The organism is Methylobacterium sp. CM6246 (assembly GCF_054818005.1).
Window position 1 is genome coordinate 3,077,538 of the sequence record NZ_JBTXKY010000001.1, and the last position, 25,985, is coordinate 3,103,522.

General features: G+C 71.9%; 24 protein-coding genes. 10 read left to right on the forward strand and 14 right to left on the reverse strand.

Annotation, left to right across the window (positions count from 1 at the left end):
* Positions 1-20: 20 nt before the first annotated feature.
* Entirely contained in the window at positions 21-1,070 is a 1,050-nt protein-coding gene (locus ACYQPG_RS15105; RefSeq protein WP_419829725.1) for a cysteine synthase A, read from the forward strand.
* Positions 1,071-1,193: 123 nt separating this feature from the next.
* The gene (locus ACYQPG_RS15110; protein WP_007563230.1) at positions 1,194-1,349 is read left to right on the forward strand and encodes a hypothetical protein; all 156 of its coding nucleotides are present in this window, start codon (positions 1,194-1,196) and stop codon (positions 1,347-1,349) included.
* Positions 1,350-1,459: 110 nt separating this feature from the next.
* On the opposite strand, the gene ACYQPG_RS15115 is transcribed toward ACYQPG_RS15110, so the two are convergent.
* Positions 1,460-2,839: a trypsin-like peptidase domain-containing protein gene (locus ACYQPG_RS15115; protein WP_419829726.1), complete on the reverse strand. Its 1,380-nt coding sequence runs from the start codon at positions 2,837-2,839 to the stop codon at positions 1,460-1,462.
* Between the two features lie 304 nt (positions 2,840-3,143).
* Here ACYQPG_RS15115 and ACYQPG_RS15120 point away from each other — a divergent pair, with 304 nt between their 5' ends.
* Entirely contained in the window at positions 3,144-3,320 is a 177-nt protein-coding gene (locus tag ACYQPG_RS15120; protein ID WP_187193595.1) for a hypothetical protein, read from the forward strand.
* 32 nt (positions 3,321-3,352) lie between these two features.
* Here the strand turns inward: ACYQPG_RS15120 and ACYQPG_RS15125 are convergent, their stop codons facing one another.
* Entirely contained in the window at positions 3,353-3,658 is a 306-nt protein-coding gene (locus ACYQPG_RS15125) for an alkylphosphonate utilization protein (RefSeq protein WP_419829727.1), read from the reverse strand.
* Between the two features lie 212 nt (positions 3,659-3,870).
* A complete protein-coding gene (ccrA, locus tag ACYQPG_RS15130) occupies positions 3,871-5,157 on the reverse strand; it encodes a crotonyl-CoA carboxylase/reductase (RefSeq protein ID WP_147857214.1) in 1,287 nt (428 codons plus the stop codon).
* Positions 5,158-5,547: 390 nt separating this feature from the next.
* Between ccrA and ACYQPG_RS15135 the strand changes: the two genes are divergently transcribed.
* The 5 genes from ACYQPG_RS15135 (at position 5,548) to blaOXA (ending at position 11,780) form a co-directional block, all read left to right on the forward strand.
* Positions 5,548-6,654, forward strand: coding sequence for a DUF3616 domain-containing protein (locus ACYQPG_RS15135; RefSeq protein WP_419829728.1), 1,107 nt, complete (start codon positions 5,548-5,550; stop codon positions 6,652-6,654).
* Between the two features lie 177 nt (positions 6,655-6,831).
* Positions 6,832-8,874: a protein meaA gene (locus ACYQPG_RS15140; RefSeq protein WP_147910612.1), complete on the forward strand. Its 2,043-nt coding sequence runs from the start codon at positions 6,832-6,834 to the stop codon at positions 8,872-8,874.
* A 70-nt stretch (positions 8,875-8,944) separates the two neighbouring features.
* A complete protein-coding gene (locus tag ACYQPG_RS15145) occupies positions 8,945-9,982 on the forward strand; it encodes an MraY family glycosyltransferase (RefSeq protein ID WP_147910611.1) in 1,038 nt (345 codons plus the stop codon).
* Positions 9,979-10,914: an NAD-dependent epimerase/dehydratase family protein gene (locus ACYQPG_RS15150; protein WP_147939420.1), complete on the forward strand. Its 936-nt coding sequence runs from the start codon at positions 9,979-9,981 to the stop codon at positions 10,912-10,914. Before ACYQPG_RS15145 ends, ACYQPG_RS15150 begins: the two co-directional genes overlap by 4 nt.
* Positions 10,915-10,973: 59 nt before the next feature.
* A complete protein-coding gene (gene blaOXA, locus ACYQPG_RS15155; protein WP_419829729.1) occupies positions 10,974-11,780 on the forward strand; it encodes a class D beta-lactamase in 807 nt (268 codons plus the stop codon).
* Between the two features lie 51 nt (positions 11,781-11,831).
* On the opposite strand, the gene ACYQPG_RS15160 is transcribed toward blaOXA, so the two are convergent.
* From ACYQPG_RS15160 to ACYQPG_RS15195, 8 genes are all read right to left on the reverse strand, one after another.
* The gene (locus tag ACYQPG_RS15160) at positions 11,832-13,832 is read right to left on the reverse strand and encodes an SDR family NAD(P)-dependent oxidoreductase (RefSeq protein ID WP_419829730.1); all 2,001 of its coding nucleotides are present in this window, start codon (positions 13,830-13,832) and stop codon (positions 11,832-11,834) included.
* A gap of 109 nt (positions 13,833-13,941) precedes the next feature.
* On the reverse strand, positions 13,942-14,100 hold the full coding sequence (locus tag ACYQPG_RS15165; RefSeq protein ID WP_187193597.1) for a hypothetical protein: 159 nt from the start codon (positions 14,098-14,100) through the stop codon (positions 13,942-13,944).
* Between the two features lie 91 nt (positions 14,101-14,191).
* A complete protein-coding gene (locus ACYQPG_RS15170) occupies positions 14,192-15,043 on the reverse strand; it encodes a DUF1206 domain-containing protein (RefSeq protein ID WP_147910760.1) in 852 nt (283 codons plus the stop codon).
* A gap of 144 nt (positions 15,044-15,187) precedes the next feature.
* Entirely contained in the window at positions 15,188-15,529 is a 342-nt protein-coding gene (locus tag ACYQPG_RS15175) for a hypothetical protein (protein WP_147910761.1), read from the reverse strand.
* 62 nt (positions 15,530-15,591) lie between these two features.
* Positions 15,592-16,155, reverse strand: coding sequence for a Uma2 family endonuclease (locus tag ACYQPG_RS15180; protein ID WP_147939422.1), 564 nt, complete (start codon positions 16,153-16,155; stop codon positions 15,592-15,594).
* Between the two features lie 61 nt (positions 16,156-16,216).
* Positions 16,217-16,432, reverse strand: coding sequence for a hypothetical protein (locus ACYQPG_RS15185; protein ID WP_419829731.1), 216 nt, complete (start codon positions 16,430-16,432; stop codon positions 16,217-16,219).
* Positions 16,433-16,581: 149 nt separating this feature from the next.
* Positions 16,582-17,877 carry a peptidoglycan DD-metalloendopeptidase family protein gene (locus ACYQPG_RS15190; RefSeq protein WP_461231197.1) on the reverse strand — a complete coding sequence of 432 codons (1,296 nt, stop codon included), beginning with the start codon at positions 17,875-17,877 and terminating at the stop codon, positions 16,582-16,584.
* Positions 17,878-17,954: 77 nt separating this feature from the next.
* Positions 17,955-18,422, reverse strand: a complete 468-nt coding sequence (locus tag ACYQPG_RS15195; protein ID WP_147910479.1) for a peroxiredoxin — start codon at positions 18,420-18,422, stop codon at positions 17,955-17,957.
* 175 nt (positions 18,423-18,597) lie between these two features.
* On the opposite strand from ACYQPG_RS15195, the gene ACYQPG_RS15200 reads away from it, so the two are divergent.
* Positions 18,598-22,113, forward strand: coding sequence for a YhdP family protein (locus ACYQPG_RS15200; RefSeq protein WP_419829733.1), 3,516 nt, complete (start codon positions 18,598-18,600; stop codon positions 22,111-22,113).
* Between the two features lie 128 nt (positions 22,114-22,241).
* On the opposite strand, the gene ACYQPG_RS15205 is transcribed toward ACYQPG_RS15200, so the two are convergent.
* Entirely contained in the window at positions 22,242-23,015 is a 774-nt protein-coding gene (locus tag ACYQPG_RS15205) for a ferredoxin--NADP reductase (protein WP_147910481.1), read from the reverse strand.
* 241 nt (positions 23,016-23,256) lie between these two features.
* Entirely contained in the window at positions 23,257-24,207 is a 951-nt protein-coding gene (locus tag ACYQPG_RS15210) for a ring-cleaving dioxygenase (RefSeq protein WP_461231198.1), read from the reverse strand.
* 131 nt (positions 24,208-24,338) lie between these two features.
* Here ACYQPG_RS15210 and ACYQPG_RS15215 point away from each other — a divergent pair, with 131 nt between their 5' ends.
* The gene (locus ACYQPG_RS15215; RefSeq protein WP_147856867.1) at positions 24,339-24,659 is read left to right on the forward strand and encodes a HigA family addiction module antitoxin; all 321 of its coding nucleotides are present in this window, start codon (positions 24,339-24,341) and stop codon (positions 24,657-24,659) included.
* A 3-nt stretch (positions 24,660-24,662) separates the two neighbouring features.
* Here ACYQPG_RS15215 and ACYQPG_RS15220 read toward each other — a convergent pair whose 3' ends face one another.
* A complete protein-coding gene (locus ACYQPG_RS15220; RefSeq protein WP_419829735.1) occupies positions 24,663-25,955 on the reverse strand; it encodes a M16 family metallopeptidase in 1,293 nt (430 codons plus the stop codon).
* Between the last annotated feature and the right edge of the window lie 30 nt (positions 25,956-25,985).

Sequence of the window (25,985 nt, forward strand, 5' to 3'; positions counted from 1 at the left end):
ATCCACCTAGGCTCCCGCCCATGACGACCCTGAATCGCACCGCCCAGTCCGATGTCCTCTCCGCGGTCGGCCAGACGCCGCTGATCCGCCTGCGCCGGGCTTCCGCGGAGACCGGCTGCGAGATCCTTGGTAAGGCCGAGTTCCTGAATCCCGGCCTGTCGGTGAAGGACCGGGCGGCGCTGTCCATCGTGCAGGATGCCGAGGCGAAGGGGTTGATCCGGCCGGGCGGCACCATTGTGGAGGGCACCGCAGGCAATACCGGCATCGGCCTCGCCCTGGTGGCCTCCGTGCGTGGCTACCGGACGCTGATCGTCATCCCGGTCACCCAGTCCGAGGAGAAGAAGCAGACCCTGCGGCTCGCCGGCGCCCGCCTCGTGGAAGTCCCGGCGGTGCCGTTTTCCAACCCGAACAACTACGTCCACGTCGCCCGCCGGCTGGCGGACAAGCTTGCCGCCACGGAGCCGAACGGGGCGTTCTTCGCCGACCAGTTCGACAACGTCGCCAACCGGCAGGCCCACGTGGACGGGACCGGGCCCGAGATCTGGGAGCAGACCGGCGGCCGCGTCGACGGCTTCGTCTGCGCGGCCGGGACCGGCGGGACGCTGGCCGGCACCGCGGCGGCCCTGCGGGCCCGGAGCCCGGGCGTGCGCATCGCGCTCTCCGACCCGGAGGGATCGGCCCTCTACGCCCACTACACCACCGGCACCCTGAAGGCGGAGGGCTCGTCGATCACCGAGGGGATCGGCCAGGGCCGCATCACCCGCAACCTTGAGGGCTTCACCCCGGACCACGCCTTCCGGATCCCGGACCGCGAGGCGCTGGACATCGTCTTCGGCCTTATGCGGGAGGAGGGGCTGTCGCTCGGCGGCTCGTCCGGCATCAACGTCGCCGGGGCGATCCGGCTGGCCCGGGAGCTCGGTCCCGGCCACACGGTGGCGACGATCCTGTGCGACGGGGCGGCGCGCTACGCCTCGAAATTGTTCAATCCGGCCTTCCTGACCGAGCGCGGCCTGCCGGTCCCGGACTGGCTCGCGGCACCGCAGGATGTGTTGCCGGATTGGCACGCCTGAGATCTACCGCGTCAACCGGCGAATATCCCCGCAAAAGTGCGGTCCGGCGTTGAACGGAACGGATTGTCGCAGCGTTTCAACGGTCACGCTCGCAACAACAGCGACCGTCCGGAGAGCCTGTTTATGTCCCTCGTTACCATTCTCCTCATCATCCTGATCATCCTGGCCTTCGGCGGCGGCGGCTTCCTGGGCGGCGGCGCCTATCGCGGCCCGGGCTTCGGCCTCGGCGGCATCCTGCTCATCGTGCTGATCGTGCTGCTGGTGACCGGCCGCCTGTAAGCGCCCCTCGGACGCAGCCCCGCCGAAGCGTCTCCGGTTCGGCGGGCGCGTCCGAAGCAGCGTGCCCGCTTCATGGATCGGGGAACGTTCCCCGGTCCGCGAGGCGGGCCCTATCGACAGCTGATCCCGACGATGGCCGGGGCCACCGCGCCGGGCCCGGAATTCGGGGCCGGCTTCGCCTCGGCCACACCCTGGCCGGCCAGGAACGCCGCGATCGCTTGGGCCGGCACCAGGGCCAGGCGCGCGGGCGGCACGATGCCGGCGACACGCCGCACCGCCGCCGGATAGCGGGCGACGAGCCCGACGAGCCGCCCCGACCGGTCGAGCAAAGGCGCTCCCGCGGAGCCCGGCTGGAGCGGCGCGATCACGCCGCCGGCTACGGCCGTGGCTGGCGCGGCCAGAACCCCGTCCGAGCCCGGGGCCAACGCGATCAGAACCTCTTCGGCGGCGAGCGTATCGGTCCAGACCGGCACCCGGATCGGGGCCGGGATGCCCGCCGCCTCGAGCAGGGCGAGCCCGGCCGGGTCGGTCGCGATCACCCGGGCGGGTACCGCCCCGACGCGCGGCGCGGGGCACCCCTCCAGCACCGAAGCGGCGGTGAGGACGCGCCCCGGCGCGATCACAAGTCCGGTCCCGGCCTCCGCGCCGGCGGCGCTCGTGGGCGGCACCGCCGCGGCGGATGCCGGCGGCAGGTCCGCGGCGACCTTCGCGGGCTCGGGGGCGGCAGCCGTCGGGAACGGCTCGAAGGCGTTGGCCACCGCGATCACCAGACGGCCGACCTCCGCGGCGAGCGCCCGGTCGTACCCGATCAGGAAGCCGCGCACGCCCTGCGGCCCGGCATCGTACCGAACGTAGGACAGGCCGGTTCCGGTCTCGGCGGTGACCACCAGGGAGTCCGGCCGGCGCAGCTTGTAGGTGACCTTGCGGGCGGGCAGCGGCGCGGTCAGCTGGTCGAACAGGCCGTCCAGGGTCTCGCCCCCGGGCGGGATGGCACGGGATTCCAGGGTCACGCGCCCGTCCGCGCTCTGCCAGCGGGTGCCGGCCTGCAGGGCCGTGCGCTTCGAGAACAGGCGCTCGGGCACGCCCATCATCGCACCGCTCGCCGGATCGACGGCGACCCGGAAGCGCGCCGCCGCCTTGGCCGCCGCGCCCGCCGCCAGCAGCGCCGCCCGGCCGCGCGGCTCCAGGGGATCGGCCCCGCCGGCCCGGGCGCGGTAGGCCGTCAGCGCGTCGAAGGTCCGGCGCCCGAACGCCCCCGAGACCACGGCGTTGAAATCACCGGTCCAGACCAGCGCGTCCTGGACCGCCTTGCGCTCCGCCTCGGGCAGCGCCTCGAACGCGACCCTGGTCGCCTCGAAGGCGGGATCGGGCAGGCGGGCAGGGGGGGCAGCCTTCGGAACGGGCTGGGCCGGCCGGGTCGGCACCGGGCGATCCTGGGCGAACGCCGGCGCCGTCAGGCCCGCGAGCAGCAGGGCCGCCAGCAGAGGCATCGTCCACCGGCCCCACGGGGGCGTCTCCGGACCCGGATCGTATCCTGCCCCGCGCGAAGCCATCGCCGCCCTCGACACACACCGCGGTAACCTTGCACCGCGGCAACCTTGGCAGAGCCTCCGCGCGCGCGCCAGACCGGGCGCGTGCGCGGAATCTGTTCGAACCGCCCCGCAGGCCCGTGCACGCGGCCGCGCGATGCGCTAGAGGGCAGGGGTCCGGCCTCGCGGGCCGGCCCGGATTCCGAATCGTCTCGGACCTCCTGCCGGCCGCGCGCCGCCGCCATGGTCCGACGCGGAGCCCGGCATGAGCGAGACGAGCAACACCTTCAAGAAGGCGCCCAAGCGCAAGCCCACCAAGGGCAAGAGCGTCAGCGTCTCCCCGGAGATGCGGCAGGCCTATGCCAACCTGATCCAGGAACGGGCCGAGAAGCAGGAAACCTACGGGCGGCACCTGCCGCAGGAAGAGACGCGCAAGCGGTAGAATTTCTCCGCCGCCGTCTCCTCCGGATGGGCTCAGCGCTTGCGCACGAACTCGGTGCGCAGGACGAGCCCCTTGATCGTGTCGTGGCGGCAATCGATCTCTTCGGGATCGTCCGTGAGCCGGATCGACCGGATGACCGTGCCCTGCTTCAGGGTCTGGTTCGCGCCCTTGACCTTGAGGTCCTTGATCAGCGTGACCGCGTCGCCGTCGGCCAGGACGTTGCCGGCCGCGTCGCGGGCCTCGGCCCGGGCCGGCGCCGCGGCGGCCTGGCCAGGCGGGAGCCACTCGCCCGTGGCCTCGTCGTACACGTAGGATTCTTCGTCGCCGGCCAATGCCATAACCCCCGATGCCGGGTCCGGGCGCTGCGCCCGTCACCCTGCGCGTCCGCGCCCCTCACGCCGAATCGGTCATCGCCCCGGCGGGGGTGCTGGAACAAGCGCGGCCGTTCTCGCGCCGGGCCGGGCCCGGGGCAAGAGGGGGGAGGAAGAGGCGAGCAGTGGCCGGGGCCGGCGATCCGGCCTCCGCATGCGGGCGGAGGCCGGGGGGGGCGTCAGCGCTTGAGCGGACCGGCCTCGATCACGTCCTCGACCGTGCGCAGGCCGGCGCGCGGAGAGTTGACCAGGCAGGCCATGTTGCCGGGCGGGTGCTGGTTCTTCCACATCTTGGTGTGGGCCTGGGGGATCTTGTCCCAGGGGAACACCTCGCTCATGCACGGGTCGACCCGGCGGTCCATCACGAACTGGTTCGCCGCCGAGGCCTGCTTGAGGTGGGCGAAGTGCGAGCCCTGGATCCGCTTCTGGCGCATCCAGACGTAGCGGGCGTCGAAGGTGATGTTGAAGCCGGTGGTGCCGGCGCAGAACACCACCATGCCGCCGCGCTTCACCACCAGGGCCGAGACCGGGAAGGTCGCCTCGCCGGGATGCTCGAAGACGATGTCGACATCCTGCTTGCCGGTGATGTCCCAGATCGCCTTGCCGAACTTCCGCGCCTCCTTGGTCCAGGCGTGGAACTCGGGCGAGTTCACCGTGGGCAACTGCCCCCAGCAGTTGAAGTCCTTGCGGTTGATGACGCCCTTGGCGCCGAGGCTCATCACGTAGTCGCGCTTCGAATCGTCCGAGATCACCGCGATGGCGTTGGCGCCCGAGGCCGCGCAGAGCTGCACGCCGAACACGCCGAGACCGCCGGAGGCGCCCCAGATCAGCACGTTCTGGCCGGGCCGGACCGTGTGCGGCGCGTGGCCGAACAGCATGCGGTAGGCGGTAGCCAGGGTCAGCGTGTAGCAGGCCGCCTCCTCCCAGGTGAGGTGCTTGGGCCGGTGCATGAGCTGGCGCGACTGCACCCGGCAGTACTGCGCGAACGAGCCGTCGCCCGTCTCGTAGCCCCAGATGCGCTGGCTCGGCGAGAACATCGGGTCGCCGCCGTTGCACTCCTCGTCGTCGCCGTCATCCTGGTTGCAGTGGACGATGACCTCGTCGCCGACCTTCCAGCGCTTCACCTTGGCGCCGACCTTCCAGACGATGCCGGAGGCGTCCGAGCCGGCGATGTGGTATTCGCCCTTATGCACGTCGAAGGGCGAGATCGGCTCGCCCAGGCCCGCCCAGACGCCGTTGTAGTTCACGCCCGCGGCCATGACGTAGACCAGCACCTCGTCGTCGCCGATGTCCCACACCGGCAGGACTTCGAGCTGGTGGGATTGCTCCGGGGGGCCATGACGCTCGCGCCGGATCGCCCAGGCGTACATCTTGGCCGGCACGTGACCCAGCGGCGGGATCTCGCCCATCTCGTAGAGATCCTTGACCTCACCGTCCGCCGGACGGACCGCACCGCTCGCAGCCATCTCGCTCTCCTCTCATCCCGCGCTGTTCTCACGGCCGCGGTTCTCTCCCGCGCTATAGCGGCGATGTCGGAGGCGTCCAAGTGGGCCGAAAGTCGAAATCGGAGGGTTTCGAACGTGAAAAAGCGCCCTGCCCAAGGCCGGCGCCGACGTATTCAAATTCGGCTTGCGAACCGACCAAGTATTATTCGGCGGGGGGCCACCGCCGACCGGACCCGAGACCTTCCGGGACGGGGCGCCGGACCGTCCGGTAGACTTTATACCACCGATGAGCCCGGACACGGCGCTGCGGCCACAGGGCATCCGCTCGACCGACGCCGCGTCGGGTGCGTCGGGAGCGGCTTTGGACTATCGCGAGCGGATCGAGACTCCGCTCCGGGGATGTGCCGCGCCATGCTCAACGTCAGCGCCATCCTCGGCCGCCCGGCCGAGACGGGTCTGCTCCGGATCGCGCTCGCCTGCGGGCTCGCGGCGCTGCCGGTGACAGTCTCGGCAAAGGATCAGTCCAAGCCGTGGAAGGTCAGCGGCAAGCTCCTCGGCGAGCCCGACCCAAAACATCCCGCCGAGGCGGAGCGGAGCGAGAAGGCCCGAGATGTGAGCGGCATCGCCTGCGCCACCGATACCGGCTTCCCGCGGATCTGCCTCGTGGCCGACGACGAGTCGCAGGGCGCCCAGGTGGCGATCCTGCAGGACGGCAGCCTCGTGGCCGGACGCTTCATCCGGCTGATCGACGCCACCCGAAACGGCAAGCCGCTGGAACTCGACGCCGAGGGCGTGGCCTATGCGGACGGCGCCTTCTACGTCATCGGCTCGCATGGCCGCCCCCGGCGCGAGCACGGCCAGGACGCCGAGGGCGACGCGCGGGCCGAGGCGACCCGGCACCTGTTCCGCATCCGCCTCGATCCCAACGCCGTGGACCCGGAGACCGGCCAGCTTCGCGCCGAGCCCGAGATCGCCGGCACGGCGGCGCTGGCGCGGATCATCGCCGACATCCCGGCGCTGGCCCCCTTCCACGACCGGGCCCTGGAGGAGGGCGGCGTCACCATTGAGGGCGTGGCGGTGCGGGGCGGCCGGCTCCATGCCGGCCTGCGCGGCCCCGTGCTGGCGGATGGCGGCGCTGCGGTCGTGTCGGTGCCCCTCGCCGGCCTGTTCGACGGCAAGCCGGCCGCCGGGACCCTCGCCACGGTGGCGCTGGGCCCGGACAGCCGCGGGCAGAAGCGGGGCGTGCGCGACCTCGTGGCCGTGCCGGACGGCTTCCTGATCCTGGCGGGGCCGATGCACGACCCCGAGGGCGGGGCGGTCGCGGCCGGCGACTACACGGTGTTCGCGTGGGACGGCACGGGCGCGCCGCGCAAGCGCCTCGACCTGCCCGGCTACCCGGACCGGGAGAAGCCGGAGGCGCTGCTGCCCCTCGACGAGCGTTCGGACGGGCAGCGGGTGCTGGTGTTCTTCGACGGCCCGAAGGAGGGCGCCCCGCGCGCGCTCATGCTGCCGCGCTGATCGGCCGGGCCCTTCAAATCCGGCTGCCGGCCCGCACAAGTTTTTTAAAGTCTTTCCGAGCCCTCCCGGGCCGTCTTGCCCGTCTGTCACGGATGACGCGCTCGGCTGCCTTCGCTACGGTGCGGCCAAGACTGCGCCCCGCGCGCGGATAGTGAACAAGACCACAGGGAGGCCACGATGGGCGCGAGCGTCGCGGAGACCAAGGGCGACACGTCGAGCCGCGACAAGCCCTGGATCATCCGCACCTATGCCGGGCACTCGACCGCGGCGGAGTCGAACAAGCTCTACCGGGGCAACCTCGCCAAGGGCCAGACCGGCCTGTCGGTGGCCTTCGACCTGCCGACCCAGACCGGCTACGACCCGGACCACGAGCTATCGCGCGGCGAGGTCGGCAAGGTCGGCGTCTCGATCGCGCATCTCGGCGACATGCGGGCCCTGTTCCAGGACATCCCGCTCGCCCAGATGAACACCTCGATGACCATCAACGCCACGGCTCCGTGGCTGCTGGCGCTCTACCTGGCGGTGGCCGAGGAGCAGGGCGCCCCGCTGGACGCGCTCCAGGGCACGACCCAGAACGACATCATCAAGGAGTACCTGTCGCGCGGGACCTACGTGTTCCCGCCCGCGCCCTCGCTCCGGCTCACCAAGGACGTGATCCTGTTCACGACCAAGAACGTGCCGAAGTGGAACCCGATGAACGTCTGCTCCTACCACCTGCAGGAGGCGGGGGCGACGCCGGTCCAGGAGCTGTCCTACGCGCTGGCCATCGCGATCGCGGTGCTCGACACGGTGCGAGACGACCCGGAATTCGACGAAAAGAGCTTCTCCGACGTGTTCGGCCGGATCTCGTTCTTCGTGAATGCCGGGCTGCGGTTCGTCACCGAAATCTGCAAGATGCGGGCGTTCGCCGAGCTCTGGGACGAGATCGCCCAGGAGCGCTACGGCATCGACGACCCGAAGAAGCGCATTTTTCGCTACGGGGTCCAGGTCAACAGCCTCGGGCTGACGGAACAGCAGCCGGAAAACAACGTCCACCGCATCCTGATCGAGATGCTGGCCGTGACGCTCTCGAAGCGCGCCCGCGCCCGGGCCGTGCAGCTGCCGGCCTGGAACGAGGCGCTCGGCCTGCCACGGCCCTGGGACCAGCAATGGTCCATGCGCATGCAGCAGATCCTGGCCTTCGAGACCGACCTGCTCGAATACGAAGACATCTTCGACGGCAGCCACGTGATCGAGGCCAAGGTCGAGGCGCTGAAGGTGCAGACCCGGGCCGAGCTGGAGCGGATCGGCGGCATCGGCGGCGCGGTCGCCGCGGTGGAGACCGGCGCCCTGAAGCGCGCCCTGGTCGAGTCGAACGCCAAGCGGATCTCGGCGATCGAGGCCGGCGAGCAGATCGTCGTCGGCGTGAACAAGTGGCAGCAGGGCGAGCCCTCGCCGCTCACCGCCGGGGAGGGCGCGATCTTCTCCGTGTCCGAGACGGTGGAGATGGAGGCGCAGGGGCGCATCCGCGACTGGCGGGGCAAGCGCGACGCCCAGGCGGTCGGCCGGGCGCTCGACGCCCTGGAGCAGGCCGCGCGCTCCGGCGCCAACATCATGCCGGTCTCGATCGAGGCCGCGAAGGCGGGGGTAACCACGGGCGAGTGGGGCGAGCGCCTGCGCCAGGTGTTCGGCGAGTACCGGGCGCCCACCGGGGTCAGCCCCGAGACCGTCTCCTCCGGGGCGGCCGACGAGGCCAAGCTCCTGATCGCCGATCTCGGGGAGCGCCTGGGCGAGACCCCGCGGCTGGTGGTCGGCAAGCCCGGCCTCGACGGCCACTCGAACGGCGCCGAGCAGATCGCGCTGCGCGCCCGGGACGTCGGCTTCGACGTCACCTACGACGGCATCCGGCAGACCCCGGCCGAGATCGTCGCGAAGGCCAAGGAGACCGGCGCCCACGTGGTCGGGCTGTCGATCCTGTCGGGCAGCCACGTGCCGCTGGTGCGCGAGGTCCGCGCCCAGATGCGCGAGGCGGGGCTGGACCACATCCCGGTGGTGGTCGGCGGCATCATCTCGCCCGAGGACGAGCTGGTCCTGAAGAACATGGGCGTGCGCGCGGTCTACACGCCCAAGGACTACGCCATCGACGCGATCATGATCGGCTTGGCCAAGGTGGTGAACAAGAGCCTGGACCGTGCGTCGGGCCCGGCGGAACCGCCGCGGGAGGGCGCGCAGGTTTATTGAGGCGCATCCCGACCGGGAGGCGGGCTGGCGCGCCTTCCCGGGCACGCCCCGGATCGCGTAGGACGGCGCGATGCCGTCCGCGCTCGACACGATCCTCCTCCTCGCCGTCCCGCTCGCGGCCGCCCTGTCGGCCGGGTTGATCCTGCGGTTGCGGCCGGTGCTGCAGCGCTACGCCCTGGCGCGGCCGAACGCGCGGTCGAGCCACACCGTGCCGACGCCCCAGGGGGGCGGGATCGCCGTGGTGACCGCGCTCGTGACGATCTCGGGGCTGCTGATCGCGGCGCCGGAGATCGGCGGCCGGCCGGACTGGGTCCGGCTTGCGAGCGGCACCCTGGTCCTGGCGCTGCTCGGCGCCGTGGACGACCTGCGGCCATTGCCGGCCGGCCTGCGGCTCGCCGTTCAGGCAGGCGTGGTCGGCGTGTTGGTCTGGCACCTCGACGGCCGTCTGCTGCCCGGGGCGCCCCTGTGGCTCGAGCGCGGCCTCGCGCTGCTGGCCGGGATATGGTTCGTCAATCTGACGAACTTCATGGACGGGCTCGACTGGATGACGGTGGCCGAGATCGTCCCGGTCTCGGGCGCGCTGCTGCTGCTCGGGCTCGCCGGATACCTGCCGGCGCTGCCGGCGCTGGTAGCGGCCTGCCTGCTCGGGTCGATGCTGGGCTTCGCGCCGTTCAACCGGCCGGTGGCAAGTCTCTTCCTCGGGGATGTCGGCTCGCTGCCGGTCGGGCTCGTCACCGCCTGGCTGCTGTGCCAGCTCGCCCTGGCGGGGGGGCTCGCCGCGGCGCTGCTGCTGCCGCTCGCCTACCTCGCCGATGCCAGCCTGACGCTCGCCGCCCGAGTCGCCCGGCGCGAGCGGGTCTGGGAGGCGCATCGCGGCCATCATTACCAGCGCGCCACCGATCACGGCCTGACCGTCCCCGGCGTCGTGGCGCGGCTGTTCGGGGTCAACCTCGTGCTGGCCGGGCTCGCCGCCGCGACCTTGCTTTGGCCGTCCTGGCCGGTCACGCTCGGAGCGCTCGCGGCTGGGCTCGCCCTGGTCGCGGCCCTGCTCCGCCGCTTCGCCCGCGCCCCCGCGCCGGCTCCAGCCGAAGGTGCCGCACGCCCGTGACCGGATTGATCGCGCTCACCGGGGCCACCGGCTTCATCGGCCGCCACCTGCTCGCCGACCTCACCGCCCGCGGCTACCGGGTCCGGGTGCTGCTGCGCCGGCCGACCGCGCTGCCGGAGGGCGCCGCGAGCGCGGTGGTCGGCGACCTGACCCGCCCGATCAACATGGCGGCGGCGCTCGCAGGCGTCGACGCGGTGGTGCACTCGGCGGGCCTCGCCCACGCCAACCTCACCACGTCCCTGTCGGGGGCCCCCGAGGACGATTACCGGACGCTCAACACCGAGGCGACGCGCAAGCTCGCGGAGGCGGCGTCCCGCGCGCGGGTGCGCCGGTTCGTGTTCCTGTCCTCGATCCGCGCGCAGGTCGGCGCCAGCGCGCCCGGCGTGGTCGGGGAGGGCGATGAGCCCCGGCCCACCGATGCCTACGGCCGCTCCAAGCTGGAGGCCGAGCGGGCGCTGGCCGAGACCGGGCTCGACTGGGTCGCCCTCCGCCCGGTCCTGGTCTACGGCACCGGCGTGAAGGGCAATATGGCCGCGCTGCTGCGGCTCGCCCGCAGCCCCTACCCCCTGCCGCTCGGCGGGCTGGCGGCGCGGCGCTCGCTGATCTCCCTGGAGAGCCTGTCGGGCGCCGTGGACGCGGTTTTGCGGGCGCCCGACACACTCCGCGCCGCGCTGATCGCCGCCGACCCGGACCCGTTGAGCTTGGCCGAGATGATCGCGGCGCTGCGCACCGGCCTCGGCCGCAAGCCCGGCCTGGTCCCGGTGCCGGCCGGGCTCCTCGGCCTCGCCTGCCGACTGACCGGCCGGGAGGCTCTGTTCGCCCGCGTCGCGGAGGGCCTGGAAGCCCGCGCCGACGGCCTCGCGGCGCTGGGATGGCGCCCGGCCGCGCCGACCCGGGACGGGCTGGCCCGGCTGGCGCGGGACGGGGGCTGAGCGCCGCCGGCAGCCTGCCCGAGCCCCCGCCCTACGTCCTGACGAGGCGCACGATCGACATGCGGATATCGGCAATTCTCGCCCTGGGCATTGTCGCGCTCGCCGGCCCGACGCATGCGAGTGACGTTGTCTGTACCGCGCTTGCCGATGCCACGGACGGTCGCATCCTGCTCCAGCGCGGCGATTGCAGCCGGCGGGTCACGCCGGCTTCGACGTTCAAGATCGCCATCAGTCTGATGGGCTTCGATGGCGGCTTCCTCGCGGACGTGCACGACCCGGCCCTCCCGTTCCGCGAGGGCGACGCCGCCTGGAATCCGGCTTGGCGGAAGACCGTCGATCCCGAGAGCTGGATCCGCGATTCGGTGGTCTGGTACTCGCAGCGGATCACACGCGCCCTCGGCGCGGATCGGTTCCGAGCCTATGTGACCCGGTTCAGGTACGGCAATGCGGACGTGTCGGGCGATGCCGGCCAAGCGGACGGTTTGACGCGAGCGTGGCTGAGTTCATCCCTGGCGATCAGCCCGCTGGAGCAGGTCGCTTTCCTGAGCCGGCTCGTCCGGCATGACCTGCCCGTCTCAGACGCGGCTCTGGCGATGACCGAAACCCTTACCCGGATCGAGGCCCCCTCGGATGGCTGGGAGATCCACGGCAAAACCGGCACCGGGTTCCCGCGCAACCCGGACAGCTCCCTCGACGAAGCGCATGGCTATGGATGGTTCGTCGGCTGGGCACGCCGCGGTCCCCAGACCGTGGCCTTCGCGCGCCTCATCCAGGACGACCGGCGCGAGGCCGGGCCGGCCGGGATCCGTGCGCGCGTGGCGATGATCGCCGAGCTGCCCCAGCTCTTTACGGAGGTGGGGCGCTGATCGCGCGGCGGCCTGCCAGGACTTTCCGTCGTGTCGGAGCCGCCGGCCCGATCAGCCGATCGCAGCGCTCGCCGCACCCGCCATAGGCCCGGCCTCGACCGCCGCCCCGGCCGGGGCAGGATTCCGCCCGGCCGGCCGTTGCGCATGGCGTTCGCGGAAATGCGGCACCGCCGCCTCGAACACGGCTTCCGCGGCTTCCCGGTCACCCGCCGCGACGGCCGCCCGCAGCTGCGCCACCCAGGCGTCGAGCCGGGCCCGGTCGGCGAAGACCGGGCGGGCCGCCATCACCCCGTCGATGCCCGGCAGGGTGACCCGGGGCTCCTCCCGGGCGAACAGGATCTCGTTGAGGCGCTCGCCGGGCCGGGCGCCGGTATAGGCAATCTCGATCTCAGCCCCCGGCTCGAACCCGGCCAGCCGGATCATGCGCTCGGCGAGTTCGGCGATCCGGACCGGCTGGCCCATCTTGAGCACGTAGACCGCGGCGCGATCCGCCTCCGGGGCGGCACGGCCCTCGCCGTCCGCGTGCGAGGCGGCCGTCAGCACGAGGTCGCAGGCCTCGCGCACGGTCATGAAGTAGCGGACCATGTCGGGATCGGTGACCGTGACCGGCCCCCCGCGGGCGATCTGCGCCTTGAACACCGGCACCACCGAGCCGACGGAGCCGAGCACGTTGCCGAAGCGCACGGCGATCAGCCGCGTGGGGTGGCCTGGGCGGGCCGACTGCTCGGCGTCGAGCGCCTGGGCGACCATCTCGGCGAAGCGCTTGGTGACGCCGAGCTGCGACACCGGCTCGATCGCCTTGTCGGTGGAGACCATCACGAGGGCCCGGGCGCCGGCCGCCACCGCGGCGTCTGCGACGTTGATCGAGCCGAACACGTTGGTCTTGATGCCCTCCTGCCAGTCACGCTCCAGGTAGGGCACCTGCTTAAGCGCGGCGGCGTGGACCACGCACTCGGGCCGGAACGCCGCGATGACCTGATGGACCCGCTCCCGGTCGCGGATGTCGGCGAGGACGCCGGTCACCGTGGCCTGGGCGGACAGGATCGCCGGGTGGCTCAGGATGCCGTGCAGGGCCGGCTCCGAGGATTCGAGCACCAGCACCGCGGCGGCCCCGAAGGCCACGGCCCGCAGGCAGATCTCGGAGCCGATCGAACCGCCGCCGCCCGTCACCACCACCCGGCGGCCGGCCAGGAACGTCTCCAGCCGCGGCCGGTCGATCGCCACGGTGGGGCGCAGGAGCAGGTCCTCGATCTCGAGCGGCGCCAGCTCGGGACCCTGCGCGCCCTCACCGAGCCCGACCACCCGGGCGAGCGGAAGGCCGAGCCGTCGGGCGCGGGCGATGAGGTCGTCGGGGGCGGCCTCCGGCACGAGGGCGCTCGGGGCCGCCACCAGCCGCCGCACCGGCTCGCCGCCCCCCGCGAGGTCGGCGACCACGCGCTCGAGGTCCGAGAAGGCGCCGAGCACCGGAACGCCGCGCATGAACTGCCCGGTCTCGTCCGCCCGGGGCGACAGGATCCCCCGGGGCGCCAGCTTCTTCACCGAGCCCGCCTCGATGGCGCGGATCAGCACGTCGATGTCGGCGCCACGCCCGAGCAGCAGCGTCGGCACGGTGGCGGCCCGGGCGCTCGATTGCCGGGAGCGGCTGTCCTTCAGGTACCGGAACGCCAGGCGCGCGCCCCCGAGCAGAAAGATCTGCAGCACCCAGTACAAAAGGATCGCGATCTTGCCGAAGAAGTAGAAACCGTACAGGTCGGCCGAGACCAGGACCCAGTCGATCACCAGAAGGGCCAGCGCCAGGACGCTGGCGGCCCGGACGATCCCGGCGAGGTCCTGCAGCGAGGCGAAGCGCCACTTGGTCCGGTACAGCCGGAACCGGCTGTAGACCAGGCCGGCGAACAGGAGGAAGGGCGGCAGCAGGAGCGGCAGGGCGTGCAGGCGCTCGGCCAGCATGCCGCCCTGGAAGCGGAACAGGAAGGTTAGCACCACGGCGGCGGCGGTCGCCGCGAGGTCGTGGGCCACCATCACCGCGATCTTGTAGAAGCGCTGCTGCATCGGGGGCCGGATGGGGTGCCGCGCGGTATCCGCCGCGGCACCCGCCCTGTCAACGCGAGCGATCAGCGCGCAGCCGGCCGCCTCGAGGGCATCCGGCCGGCGAAACGGCCTACTTGACGATCGCGCCGGAGAAGCCGGTCTTGAAGTTCTTTTGGTAGGTCCGACCCTTGAGCGGGTAGATCTTGTCGACCAGCAGGATCCTGACGCGCTCGTTGAAATCCTCGGTCGTAACCGTTTGTGCTCGACCAGTAATAAGAGTCCGGGCCATTATCGCCTCCGCGTCGTCGCCCAGGGCACGGAATTGCGCGGAGGGTGAACTCTACATGGGGCACGGGCGACAATTTACAAAGACTTATCTTTCACGACAAAGCCCGGACTGCCGCCCCGGCCGCATCGTCCACCCGGTCGATGTCGGGGGCGTCGATGTGCCGGTAGCGGGCCTGGATCAGCCCGAAGGCCCCGAAGGCGGCGTGGCCGGCCGCGACCAGGCCGAGCAGGATCCAGCCATAGGGCTGCGCGCGCAGCAGCGCGAAGGCTTCGGTCAGTCCCTTCGCGTCCGACGAGCGCTGGTGCCAGGCCGCCGCAACCAGGAAGCCGCCGATGATCAGGAAGGCGATGCCCCGGGCCGCGTAGCCGAAGCGGCCGACCGGGCCGGCCCAGCGCTCGCGGGCCTCGGCGTCGAGGGCGAGCCGGTCGGTGACGTCGCCCCGCCAGGCCTTGCCGAGGAACCCGAAGCCGCCGCCGATCACGCAGAGCCCGCCCAGGGCCACGAGCCAGCGGCCGAACGGCTTGGACAGGAGCCACGCGGTGCCGTCGTGCATGCCGTCGCCGCCGCTCATGCCAAGGCCGAGGCTGAGCGAGGCCGCGCTGACGGCGAGGCCGATATAGATCGCCGCGCTGACCAGGTGGGCGCCGCGCACCGCCAGCCCCTTGGCGGACGTGCCCCGCCGGTCGGCATCGGTCACGCCCTCGACGAAGCGCCAGAGCGCGAAGCCGGCAAGCCCCAGGGCGATCAGCCCGACGACCACCGCGCCGAACGGCCCGGCCAGCACCGCGCGCAGGGCATCCTTGCTGTCGCCGGCCCGGCCGCCCTGGCCGATCGCCGCGAGCAGCGCCAGGGCGCCGACCACGACGTAGACGGTCCCGCGGGCGCCGTAGCCGAAGCGGGCGATGCGCTCGATCGTGTTGCGGCCACCGGGGACGGGCCTCATGCGCGGCACCGGGCGAGTCGGGGTTCTAGATACGGCATGGGCGGGATCCGATGGCGTGGGACCGTTCAACGCCCGGATGCCCACGCGCGATCCGTTGCCGGCTCTACAGCAGGCGCCGGATCACAGGGCCGGTACGCGGCCGGATCACATCGGCGTCCGGTCCGCCCGGCCGGCCAGGGCGACGTAGAAGCCGAGCCCGTCCTGGGCCGGCAGGGTATGCAGGCGTTCGATCAGCCCGCGGCGCTTCGCGTCGAGGAGCAGGCGGCCCGCGGGCTGGAACAGGGTCTCGCCGCCGCCCTCCGGGGGCGGGTCCAGGCGGATCGCCACGGTCTTGCCCTTGGCGAAGCGGCTGCGCTCCAGCATGTCCTTGAGCGACGCCTCGGCGGTCGCCCGGTTGGTGCCGCGCAGGTCGAGCACCGATTCCGCATCCGTCACGCCGAGGGCGCCGCGTAGCTTGGCCGCGTAGAAATCTTCGAAGTGGGGCAAGTCGGTGCCTTGACGCTCTGCTGGGCCGGGGAAGCCGGCCGGTTGAGATCGGGTGCGGCCGCTCAGGATGCGAGACCGCGGTAGATGTCGGGCACGGGCACGGCGCCGTCCAGTTCCGGCAACGCGACGCTGCCGTCGGGACCCAGCGCCTGCACGCTCCAGTCGTCGCCCCGGCGCCGCCAGACCTCAACCCGGACCTCGTCGGAATAGACGATCAGCAGGACCTGCAGGCTCGGCACCGTCCGGTAGAAATCGATCTTGCGGCCCCGGTCCAGGCTCATGGTCGAGGGCGACAGCACCTCGGCGACGAGCAGCGGGTCTTCGGCGTACCCGTCCGGCAGCGATGGCCCGCAGCGCACGACCACGGCGGGGATCGGCACGAAGTCGTCCTGCACCGCACTGAGGATTCCGAGCCCCGGCATGGCGCGACAGCCCCGCGGCTCGGCGAGCGCATCCAGGCGTCCGGCCAAGTTCATGACGATGCGCTGGTGCCGCTCGCGCGGCGGCGCCATGAGCACGGGGTCGCCGTCGAGCAGCTCCCAGCGCTCCCCATCCGGGCGGCTCTCCGCCCAATGCCTGAACTCGGCAACATCCATGCGCGCTTCGCGCTTCGCGGCCAAAGCCATCGCCGCCCTCCGATCCAGGCGCGATGGTAGCACCCGCGGGCGCGGCCGCAACAGCGGTGGTTCAGAACGCCACGCGGGCGTAGACCTCGGACACCGGCAGGCCGCCACCGAGTTCCGGCAGGGGAATCGACGCGTCCGGCCCGGCGACCCGCATCGTCCAGCCGGCATCCCGGCGCCAGACCTCGATCCGGGCCTCGTCCCGATAGACGACCAGCAGGGTCTGGAGGCTCGGGACGGTGGCGTAGAAGGCGCGCTTGCGGCCGCGGTCGTTGGTCATGGTGCCGGGCGCTCGGCGGCGCCATCAGCACGGGCCCGCCATCGCGCAGCTCCCGGCGCTCCTCGTCAGGGCGCGGCTCCACCCAGCGCCGGTATTCGGCAACGCGCATGCGCGCGACGCTATCATGAATCGCAGAAGCCGGCGCCGGCTCAATCCGTCGAGCGCGCGGCCGCGAGGTCCGCGCCGGCCTCGAGGAAGCGCTGCGGATCGACCGGCTCGCCGTCTATGCGCGTCTCGTAGTGCAGGTGCGCCCCGGTGGAGCGCCCGGTCGAGCCGACCAGACCAAGCACGTCCCCGGCGGCGACGCGCTGGCCGGGGCGCACGGCGATGCGGGCGAGGTGCCCGAACCGGGTGACCACGCCATGGCCGTGATCGATCTCGACCATGTTGCCGTAGCCGCCCGCGAATTCCGCGGCGCTGACCCGTCCGGGCGCGGTGGCGCGGGCGGGCTCGCCGTACTCGGCTTTGAGGTCGAGCCCGGTATGGAGCGCGAGGCCCCGGGTGAACGGATCGAGGCGGGTGCCGAACGGACTCGACACCGTGGGCTGGCCGCGTATCGGCCGGCCGAGCGGCAGCGTCGCGGCGAACTGGTGCAGGCGCACGCCGTCGTCGAGCGCCCGGCGGGCGAGGGCCAACCGGGTGTCGAAGTGGGTGTCGAAGCCGGTCTCGAAGGCGATGCCGTCCAGGGCGCCGGCATCGAGGGGGACGAGCGGGCCGCCGGTGCCCGCCGCGCTGCGGTCGAAACGGTCGGGATCGAGGCCGGTGCGGCCGATCAGTCCGCGCAGGCGCCGGACCGTGTCGCCGGCCCGCTCGACCAATTGGGCGAGGCGCGCGCCCTGGGCGGCCCGCACGCCGTCGAGCCGCGCTTCCAGGCGGATCAGCCCGGTCTCGGCGTCGAGGGCGCTCCGGCGGGGGAGGGCGGGGGACGGGAACCGGGCCGGCGCGCCGGCCTCGGCCGGGCGCAGGCGGAACTCGTCATCGCGCTTCGACGGCAGGGCGCCGGTGGTAAGCGGATCGGGGATCTGCGATCCGAGACCTTCCGAACCGAGACTTTGGGATCCGAGACTTTGGGATCCGAGACTTTGGGATCCGAGACTTTGGGATCCGAGACTTTGGGATCCGAGACTTTGGGATCCGAGACTTTGGGATCCGAGATTTGCCAGGGCCGCCTGCCGGCGCTCCAGCTCGGCCTGACGCTCCAGCGCCGCCGCGACCCGCTCGGCCAGGCTGGATTCGGCCCCGGCCCGGTCACGGTGCGTGCGGTCGAGCCGGTCCTGCAGCTCGGCGAGCCGGGCCTCGTAGGCGTCCCGCATCGCCCCCTGGCGGGCCACGAAGCCGGCCAGCACGTCGTCGTGGAACACGATCAGGTAGGAGGCGCCGAGCGCCCATACGAGGGCGAGGGCGAGCCCGGCGGCGAGGATCTTCGGAAGCGGCGGGCGATGCATCGGGACGGCCCCGTGGGAGCCGCCATTCAGACCCGCTTAGGGTTAAGGATCCGTCGCGCCGCGCGCGCTCCGTCCGGTCAGGGCAGGGCCCGGGCGGCGTCCAGCACCGCCTCGGCATGGCCGGGCACCTTCACCTTCGGCCAGATCCGGGCGATGCGCCCCTCCCGGTCGACCAGCACGGTGGTGCGCTCCACGCCCATGTACTTGCGCCCGTACATGCTCTTCTCGACCCAGACCCCGTAGGCCTCCAGCACGCCCTTGTCCTCGTCGGAGGCGAGCGGGAAGGTAAGGCCGTACTTGCCGCAGAACTTGTCGTGGCTCTTCACCGGGTCCGGCGACAGGCCGATCACCTGCGCGTCGGCGCCCGTGAAGGCCGGCAGCAGGCCGTTGAAGTCCTGCGCCTCCAAAGTGCAGCCGCTCGTATCGTCCTTCGGGTAGAAGTAGAGCACGATCTTGTGACCCCTGAGCGCCGACAGGGCGATCCGCCCTCCGCCGGAGGCGGGGAGGTCGAAATCGGGGGCCTGATCGCCTTCTGATAGTGGCATCGTGCCTTCCTTTCGGCCGATTGATGGTGTGCAGTCCCGCCATGCGCGGCAGCACCATCAGGTTGCGTCGCGCCGCCCGAGCAAAACTCGGAGACGCGCCCGCTGTAAAGCGTGGCCGCGCTTCGATCCACCGGCCGCGGAGTTCCGCGCGCGAAGCCCCGGAACAAGGGTCCCGATGGCGGACGAGACGACCTTGGCAGGCAAGCCTCGGGGGACGGCGCGACGCTGGGGCGGGTTCTGCCTCGTCGGCGCGCTGACCCTGGTGCTGCTCGTCGGCGGCGGGATCGGGCTGGCGGCCCTGCGCCTGTCCAACGGCCCGCTGCAGATCGATGCCCTGTCCCGCCGGGTCGCAGCCGCGGTGGCCGAGCGGATCGGGCCTGGCTGGAGCATCGCCATCCGCGGCAGCAGCCTCGAACTCGACCGCGAGAACGCCCTGAGCCTGCGCTTCTCCGGCCTCGACATCCGCAACCCGCAGGGCGACTTGGTGGTGCGGGCGCCGCTCGCCGTGGTCAGCCTCGACCCCTGGGGCCTCCTGCACCTCAACCTGCAGCCGCGCTCGATTGAGTTCCGCGAGACCCAGACCACCGCCCTCGTGCACCGGGACGGCTCGATCGCGTTCGCGGCCTCCGAGGCCAACCACCCGGTCGACATCGAGCCGCACACGCCGCCGAGCGTGGACGACGCGCGCGGCAAGGTCTCGCCGATCTCGGCGACCCTGGCCTCGATCTTCGGGGTGGTGCTGGATTCCAGCGGCATCGTCGGCGCCCTCGACCGCGCCCGCCTGACCGATGCGCGCCTGCGGCTGATCGACGACGACGGCCGCGAGCGCGCGGTGTTCGCCCGGGTCAACGGACTGTTCGGGCGCGATCCCGTGAACGGAACCCGCAACTTCGAGTTGCGCCTGGACGGCCCCCACGGCGAGTGGCGCTTCGGCGGCTCCCTGCGCGAGGGCGGCGAGCCGCAAGATGGCAAGACGCGGGATGGGAAGACGCAGGATGGGAAGACGCAGGATGGCACGCCGCAGGCGCGCTCCGGGGTGATCACCCTGGACGACCTGCCGGTGCCCGACCTGCTGCTGCTCACGGGCCAATCGAGCCTGCCGCTGACCACCGATCTCAAGCTCTCGGCCCGCGCCGACGTGAGCCTGACGGCCGGGCGGATCACGTCCATGAACGCCAAGGTCCATACCGGCGACGGCACCTTCCTGATCGAGGAGAAGGACTTCAACCCGGTCACGGTCGAGAGCCTGGACGCGACCCTGAACTGGGACGAGACCGGCCGGGTGATGTCGCTCACCGGCCTGGATTACCGGGGGGCCGGCAACGCGGTCCACCTGACCGGCGCCTGGACGGAGAGCCCGCCGGACGCCGCAACCGCCTGGACCGCGACGCTCGCGAGCCGCGACGCCGTCCTGCGCGGGGCGACCCCGCGGGACGCGCCGGTGAAGATCGACGCGATCGACGCGCAGCTCACCGGCCGCGACGGCGGCATCGCCATCGACGCGCTCAACGTGGCGGCCCCCGGCGTGCAGGGGGTGATCACCGGCACGATCGGCACCACCGCCGACGAGGGCGGCCTGACCCTGCGCATCCTCGGCCACGACGGCGAGGTCCGGACCGGGCTGCGGCTGTGGCCGGAGCATATCGCCCCGCCGGCCCGCACCTACCTGGTGGACCAGCTGCGGCGCGGCCGGATCAACGCCGTGGACATCCGCGTGAAGATGTCCGGCACCGTGCTGGCCGCCGCGACCCGGGGCGAGCCCGCCCCCGACGACGCGGTGCATATCGACTTCCGCGTCTCCGACGCGGCGCTGGACGTCACCGCCGACGCGCCGCCGGTGGTGAAGGGCAACGTCTCCGGGACCATCACCGGCCGTTCGACCACCGTGCGCAACGTGACCGCCGAGATCCACGGCCCGGACGGCCGCGGGCTCACGGTCACGGACGGCAGCTTCGTGATCCCGCAGATCACGCCGGACCGGGTCGTGGCGCAGATCGGCATGCGGCTCACCGGCGGGGCCGACGGCATGGCCTCGGTGCTCCAGGCGAAGCTGTTCAAGAGCCTGATGAGCGTCGATCTCGACCCGGCCACGATCAAGGGCAATGCCGACCTGCGCGTCGATTTCCCCCTCGACCTCAAGCACGTGCCCGACCTCCCGAGCCTGCCCGTGACCCTGTCCGGGACGCTCTCCGACCTCTCGGTCGACAAGGTGATGGGGAAGGACCGGCTGGAGGCGGGCAGGTTCACTCTGCTGTACGACCGCGGCGCCTTCACGCTGAAGGGCGACGGCCGGGTCGCGGGCGCCCCCATCTCGGTGGACATGCGCCAGCCCAAGGTCGGCCAGCCCGGCGAGGCGGTGGTCACAGTGGCCCTCGACGAGGCCTTGCGCGGCAAGAAGGGCCTGCCGACTGCACCGCAGCTGTCCGGCACCATCCCGGTCCGCGCCGTGGTGCCGATCGGCCGCCCGGGAACGGCCAAGCCGCCGATCCGGGTCGAGGCGGATCTCGCCAGGGCCGGCATCGACGGGCTGGTGCCCGGGCTGACCAAGCCGACGGGCAAGCCGGGCCGCCTCAGCTTCACGCTGGTGGATGCCGGCCAGACCTACGAGCTGCGCGACTTCGCCCTCGACGCCGCCCCGGCCTCCGCGCGCGGCAGCCTCACGATCAGCCCGGAGGGCGGCCTGGAGCGCGCCGACCTGACGAATGTCAAGCTGTCGCCGGGCGACGACCTGCGGGTGAGCCTCGACCGCACCGGCAACGGCTACAAGGTCGTGGTCCGCGGCGCGGTGGTCGATGCGCGCCCGTTCCTCAAGTCCCTGGGCGGCCCGGACGCCAAGAGCGGCAAGGAGGCGAAGGAGTCCAACCCGAAGGATGTCGATGCCGACATCCAGGTCCCGATCGTGGCGGGCTTCAACGACGAGGCGCTGACCAACGCCAACCTGCGGCTGTCGCTGCACGGCCGGACCCTGCGGGCGGCCAACATCACCGGGCGCTTCCGCGCTGCGGCGTTCGTCGCCAGCGTCGCCCGGGGCGAACGCGGCGTGCCGACGCTGGCGGTGGAGTCGGCCGATGCCGGCGCGACGTTGCGCTTCGTCGACGTCTACAGGCGGATGTATGGCGGGCGCCTCACCGCCGGGATCGGCCTCAACGACGGCCCGCAGGCCGGCGTGGTCCAGATCCGCGACTTCTCGCTCCGCAACGAGCCGGCCCTGTCGAGCATCATGGCACAGGGGCCGGAGCCCTCCGAGGCGGAGACGGTCCGCGGCCGCCGCATCGCCCCGGGCCGGGCGGCCGGCGACGTCACCTTCGACCGGATGCGGGCCAACTTCGTGCGCAGCGGCAGCCGGGTCGACTTCAGCGACGCGGCGATCTCGAACGCCGCGATGGGCTTCACCCTGTCGGGCTGGCTCGATACCGGCCGGGAGCGCACGGACATGACCGGCACCTTCGTGCCGCTCTACGGGCTCAACAACGTCGCCTCGCAGCTGCCTCTCCTCGGGCCGCTCCTCGGGGGCGGGCACAACGAGGGGCTGTTCGCCGTCAACTTCCGCGTCTCCGGCAAGCTCGCCTCGCCGGACGTGAGCGTGAACCCGCTCTCGGCGATCGCCCCGGGCTTCCTGCGCAAGCTGTTCAGCGCCGGCGGCGGCCCCTTCGCGGACGGCCTGCCACCGGTGCCGCAGGGGGAGCGGTGAGGCGTGGCCGCCGGCACGTCTTCGAGCAGCACCGTCCTTGCCGGCGGACGACTGTGAACGCGGTTGGGTCGGCATGAAAAAGCCCGGCGCGGCGGACCGCACCGGGCTGAACCCAAAGTCCCAAAGAACTACTTCTCGACGAAGGCCTTCTCGATCACGTAGTGGCCGCCCTCGCCGTGATTGCCTTCCTCGTAGCCGCCGTTGCTCAGCAGCTCGCGGGTGTCGCGGATCATGTCGGGGCTGCCGCAGAGCATGAAGCGATCGTTCTCCACCGACATCGCCGGCAGGCCGATATCGGCAAACAGCTTGCCCGAGACCATCAGGTCGGTGATCCGGCCGCGGTTGCGGAACGGCTCGCGGGTCACGGTGGGGTAGTAGATCAGCTGGTTCGAGATCATCTCGCCCAGGAACTCGTGCTTGGGCAGGGACTCGTTGATCGTCTCGCCGTAGGCCAGCTCTTGAACCTGACGGCAACCATGGACCAGCACGACTTTCTCGAACCGGTCGTAGGTCTCCGGGTCCTTGATGATCGACAGGAACGGCGCGAGCCCCGTGCCGGTGCCGAGCAGGTAGAGGTTGCGGCCCGGCAGCAGGTTGTCGAGCACCAGGGTGCCGGTGGGCTTCTTGCCGACGATGATCGGGTCGCCGACCTTGAGGTGCTGGAGCTTGGAGGTCAGCGGACCGTCCTGCACCTTGATTGAGAAGAACTCGAGCTCCTCCTCGTAGTTCGCCGAGACCACCGAGTAGGCGCGCAGCAGCGGCCGCCCCTCGACCTCGAGGCCGATCATGGTGAACTCGCCGTTGCGGAACCGGAACGCCGGATCCCGCGTGGTGCGGAACGAGAACAGGTTGTCGGTCCAGTGATGCACCGACAGAACGCGCTCCTCGTAGAACTTGCTCATCGACGGATCAGTCCTCGAATCCTCTGATGCTCGGCCCATGCCCCCGATGAATCAGGGCGCATGGGGTTCGGCGGGCGACCGCCGCCCCGCGGCTGCGGGGGCGACCCCCGGGAGCGATCTCGCCGGGATCCGGACGTCGAACCCCTGATCGGATGCTTCTTTCGCAGTTGCAGCACGCTCGTCAAGGCGCACCAGGATCACACCTGCCGAAGAAGTGAATCGCCTGGAATCGTTCGAATATTTAACCGGCGGTGACCGGCCGCAGCGGCTTCAGCCCCGCTTCGATCTCCGCGCGGCGCGGCTCCAGGAACGGCGGCAGGGCGAGGCGCGCGCCGAGACTCTCCAACGGCTCGTCGGCGGTGAAGCCCGGCCCGTCGGTGGCGATCTCGAACAGAATGCCGTTGGGCTCGCGGAAATACAGGCTGCGGAAATAGTAGCGGTCCACCGGCCCGCTGCTCGGCACCCGGGCGGCCTTCAGCCGGTCGGCCCAGGCCTGGTAATCCGCATCGGGGATGCGGAAGGCGACGTGGTGGACCGCGCCCGCACCCTGCTGCGCCGCCGGGGCGGCGTCGGCGAGGAGCTGATCCTCGGCGGCCGGGCCCCCGGACCCCATGGCGTAGACCTCGACCGGGCCGTCGGCAGTCTTGAAGCGCCGCGACAGGCGCATGCCGAGCAGATCGGTCAACACGGCAGCAGTGCGGGAAGGGGCCGGCACGGACAGCCGGATCGGGCCGAGGCCGCGGATCTGGTAGGCCGCCGGCACCGGGGAGGCGTCCCCCGGGTGCTCCGGGCCGGTGCCGCCGTCATCGACCAGGGCGAGGCGCTGGCCCTCGGGATCCTCGAAATCCACGGTGAGGCGTCCGTCACGCAGCGCGGGCTCGGCCGCCACGGCACCAGCATCGCGCAGGCGCGTGTGCCACCACGCCACCGCGCCCTCGCCCGGCACGCGCAGGTGGGTGCGGGTGATGCTGTTCGACCCGCGCCGCTCGGGGGGCGCCGGCCAGTCGAAGAACGTGATGTCGGTGCCCGGGCTCGCCAGGCCATCCGCGTAGAACAGGTGATAGGCCGAGACGTCGTCCTGATTCACGGTCTTCTTCACCAGCCGTAGGCCGAGCGTGCCGGTGTAGAACGCCACGTTCTCCGCGGCGCGGGCGGTCACCGCGGTGAGATGATGGATGCCGGTGAGTTGCATGGCTTTTCGTGTGGGCCCCGCTTTGAGGCGCCTCAGGTGGGGTTCGGACGACGGCGTTGCGAGCGCAAAGCTGGATTGCAGTGGGCGTAAGGGGGTAGACTGCGATGCCCCACGCCTCTGGGAGACACCCGATGGCCGTCGCGTACGAGACCGACACCGTCCTGCCGCCGCTGCATCCCGGCGAGGTGCTGCGCGAGGACTTCCTGATTCCCCTCGGCCTGTCGGCCGGCACGGTGGCGCGGGCCTGCCGGGTCCCGCGGACCCGGATCGAACGGATCGCCGCCGAGCAGATCGGAGTCTCGACCGACACGGCGCTGCGTCTTAGCCGCTATTTCGGCACGAGCGCAGAGTTCTGGCTCAACCTCCAGCGTCAGTACGAGGTGGAGACGCTGAGCCTCAGCATCGGGCCGGAGATCGCGCGGATCGCGCCGCTCGCCCCCGCGGCGGCCTGAACCTCAGAGCCCGACCGGCCGGCCGGCGGCCACCACCAGCATCTTCCCGTCCGCGAAGGTCCGGGCGGCGGCGCGGCGGATGTCGGCCTGGGTCACGGCCGAGACCAGGGCGTTGCGGCGGGCGATGTAGTCCATACCCAATTCCTCGAAGGCGATCTGCACCAGTTGGTGGGCGATCTTGGTCGAGGTGTCGAAGCCCAGCGCGTAGGAGCCGGTGAGGTAGTCCTTGGCCTTCTGCAGCTCGTCGTCGTCAGGGCCATCCGTGATCAGCCGGCCGATCTCGTCGCCGATCACCGACAGCGCCTCGCCGACGCGCTCGTTCTTGGTGGCGGTGTAGCCCCAGGTCATCGCGGCCGAGCGGTGGCTGACCAGCGAGGTCCCCACCGAGTAGGCCAGGCCGCGCTTCTCGCGCACCTCCTGGAACAGGCGCGAGGTGAACGCGCCGCCGCCCAGGATGTGGTTCAGGACGTAGGCCGGGATGAAGTCCGGGTCGCGCCAGGGCACGCCGGCCATGCCGAAGCGGATCACCGATTGCGGCACGTCGAGGTCGACCACGATGCGCCGGCCGAGATCCTGCACCTCGGTCCGCGGCACCGCCTTCAGCGTCCCGGCTTCGGGCAGGGCCCCGAAGGCGCGGTTCAGGCCCTCGGCCAGCTGCTCGGCCCCGATGGCGCCCACCGCCGCGACCTTCACCCGGCCGCGCCCGATGATGCGGGCATGCATCTCCAGGAGGTCGTCCCGGGTGATGGTGGCGACGCTCTCGACCGTGCCCGAGGAGGGCCGGGCATAGGCGTGGCCGGCGAACGCCTCCTTGAAGAACCGGCGCGAGGCCAGCACGCCCGGGTCGTTCTGCTGGTAGCGCAGGCCGGCGATGACCTGGCCCCGGACGCGCTCGATCGCGTCCGGGTCGAGGCGCGGCTTGGCCAGCGCCAGGGCGAGGAGCGCGATGCCCTCGTCGGCGTGCTTGACCAGCATCTTGAGCGAGCCGCCGACCGCGTCGGGGCCGGCATGGAAGGACAATTCGATCGCCCGGGCGGCCAGCCGCTCCTGGAAGGCGTCGGAGGTGAGGTCGCCCGCGCCCTCGTCGAGGAGCCGGGCCAGCATCTGAGCGCAGCCGGCCTTGCCGGCGGGATCCTGGGCGGCACCGCCCTCGAACGTGAAGGCCAGCGCGATCATCGGCACCACGGGGGATTCGACGTGCCACGCCTCGATGCCCGCGGCGGTCGTCACCGGCAGGGCCGTGGTGGGCGAGCTGGCGGGGGCGGCGGTGTCGACCAAGTTCTCGGCGACGCTCATGGGAACCTCATTGTCTTATCGTGTCACGGG

What these genes read in the sequence shown, in the direction of transcription:
- ccrA (WP_147857214.1), bottom strand. Translation starts at nt 5,157, where the DNA reads ATGGCTGCGAGCGGTGCGGTCCGTCCGGCGGACGGTGAGGTCAAGGAT.
- ACYQPG_RS15190 (WP_461231197.1), bottom strand. Translation starts at nt 17,877, where the DNA reads ATGCATCGCCCGCCGCTTCCGAAGATCCTCGCCGCCGGGCTCGCCCTC.
- ACYQPG_RS15195 (WP_147910479.1), bottom strand. Translation starts at nt 18,422, where the DNA reads ATGCCACTATCAGAAGGCGATCAGGCCCCCGATTTCGACCTCCCCGCC.
- ACYQPG_RS15135 (WP_419829728.1), top strand. Translation starts at nt 5,548, where the DNA reads ATGCTCAACGTCAGCGCCATCCTCGGCCGCCCGGCCGAGACGGGTCTG.
- ACYQPG_RS15110 (WP_007563230.1), top strand. Translation starts at nt 1,194, where the DNA reads ATGTCCCTCGTTACCATTCTCCTCATCATCCTGATCATCCTGGCCTTC.
- ACYQPG_RS15170 (WP_147910760.1), bottom strand. Translation starts at nt 15,043, where the DNA reads ATGAGGCCCGTCCCCGGTGGCCGCAACACGATCGAGCGCATCGCCCGC.
- ACYQPG_RS15120 (WP_187193595.1), top strand. Translation starts at nt 3,144, where the DNA reads ATGAGCGAGACGAGCAACACCTTCAAGAAGGCGCCCAAGCGCAAGCCC.
- ACYQPG_RS15115 (WP_419829726.1), bottom strand. Translation starts at nt 2,839, where the DNA reads ATGCCTCTGCTGGCGGCCCTGCTGCTCGCGGGCCTGACGGCGCCGGCG.
- ACYQPG_RS15145 (WP_147910611.1), top strand. Translation starts at nt 8,945, where the DNA reads ATGCCGTCCGCGCTCGACACGATCCTCCTCCTCGCCGTCCCGCTCGCG.
- ACYQPG_RS15200 (WP_419829733.1), top strand. Translation starts at nt 18,598, where the DNA reads ATGGCGGACGAGACGACCTTGGCAGGCAAGCCTCGGGGGACGGCGCGA.
- ACYQPG_RS15185 (WP_419829731.1), bottom strand. Translation starts at nt 16,432, where the DNA reads ATGACCAACGACCGCGGCCGCAAGCGCGCCTTCTACGCCACCGTCCCG.
- blaOXA (WP_419829729.1), top strand. Translation starts at nt 10,974, where the DNA reads ATGCGGATATCGGCAATTCTCGCCCTGGGCATTGTCGCGCTCGCCGGC.
- ACYQPG_RS15180 (WP_147939422.1), bottom strand. Translation starts at nt 16,155, where the DNA reads ATGGCTTTGGCCGCGAAGCGCGAAGCGCGCATGGATGTTGCCGAGTTC.
- ACYQPG_RS15210 (WP_461231198.1), bottom strand. Translation starts at nt 24,207, where the DNA reads ATGCAACTCACCGGCATCCATCATCTCACCGCGGTGACCGCCCGCGCC.
- ACYQPG_RS15160 (WP_419829730.1), bottom strand. Translation starts at nt 13,832, where the DNA reads ATGCAGCAGCGCTTCTACAAGATCGCGGTGATGGTGGCCCACGACCTC.
- ACYQPG_RS15220 (WP_419829735.1), bottom strand. Translation starts at nt 25,955, where the DNA reads ATGAGCGTCGCCGAGAACTTGGTCGACACCGCCGCCCCCGCCAGCTCG.
- ACYQPG_RS15125 (WP_419829727.1), bottom strand. Translation starts at nt 3,658, where the DNA reads ATGGCATTGGCCGGCGACGAAGAATCCTACGTGTACGACGAGGCCACG.
- ACYQPG_RS15105 (WP_419829725.1), top strand. Translation starts at nt 21, where the DNA reads ATGACGACCCTGAATCGCACCGCCCAGTCCGATGTCCTCTCCGCGGTC.
- ACYQPG_RS15165 (WP_187193597.1), bottom strand. Translation starts at nt 14,100, where the DNA reads ATGGCCCGGACTCTTATTACTGGTCGAGCACAAACGGTTACGACCGAG.
- ACYQPG_RS15215 (WP_147856867.1), top strand. Translation starts at nt 24,339, where the DNA reads ATGGCCGTCGCGTACGAGACCGACACCGTCCTGCCGCCGCTGCATCCC.
- ACYQPG_RS15205 (WP_147910481.1), bottom strand. Translation starts at nt 23,015, where the DNA reads ATGAGCAAGTTCTACGAGGAGCGCGTTCTGTCGGTGCATCACTGGACC.
- ACYQPG_RS15140 (WP_147910612.1), top strand. Translation starts at nt 6,832, where the DNA reads ATGGGCGCGAGCGTCGCGGAGACCAAGGGCGACACGTCGAGCCGCGAC.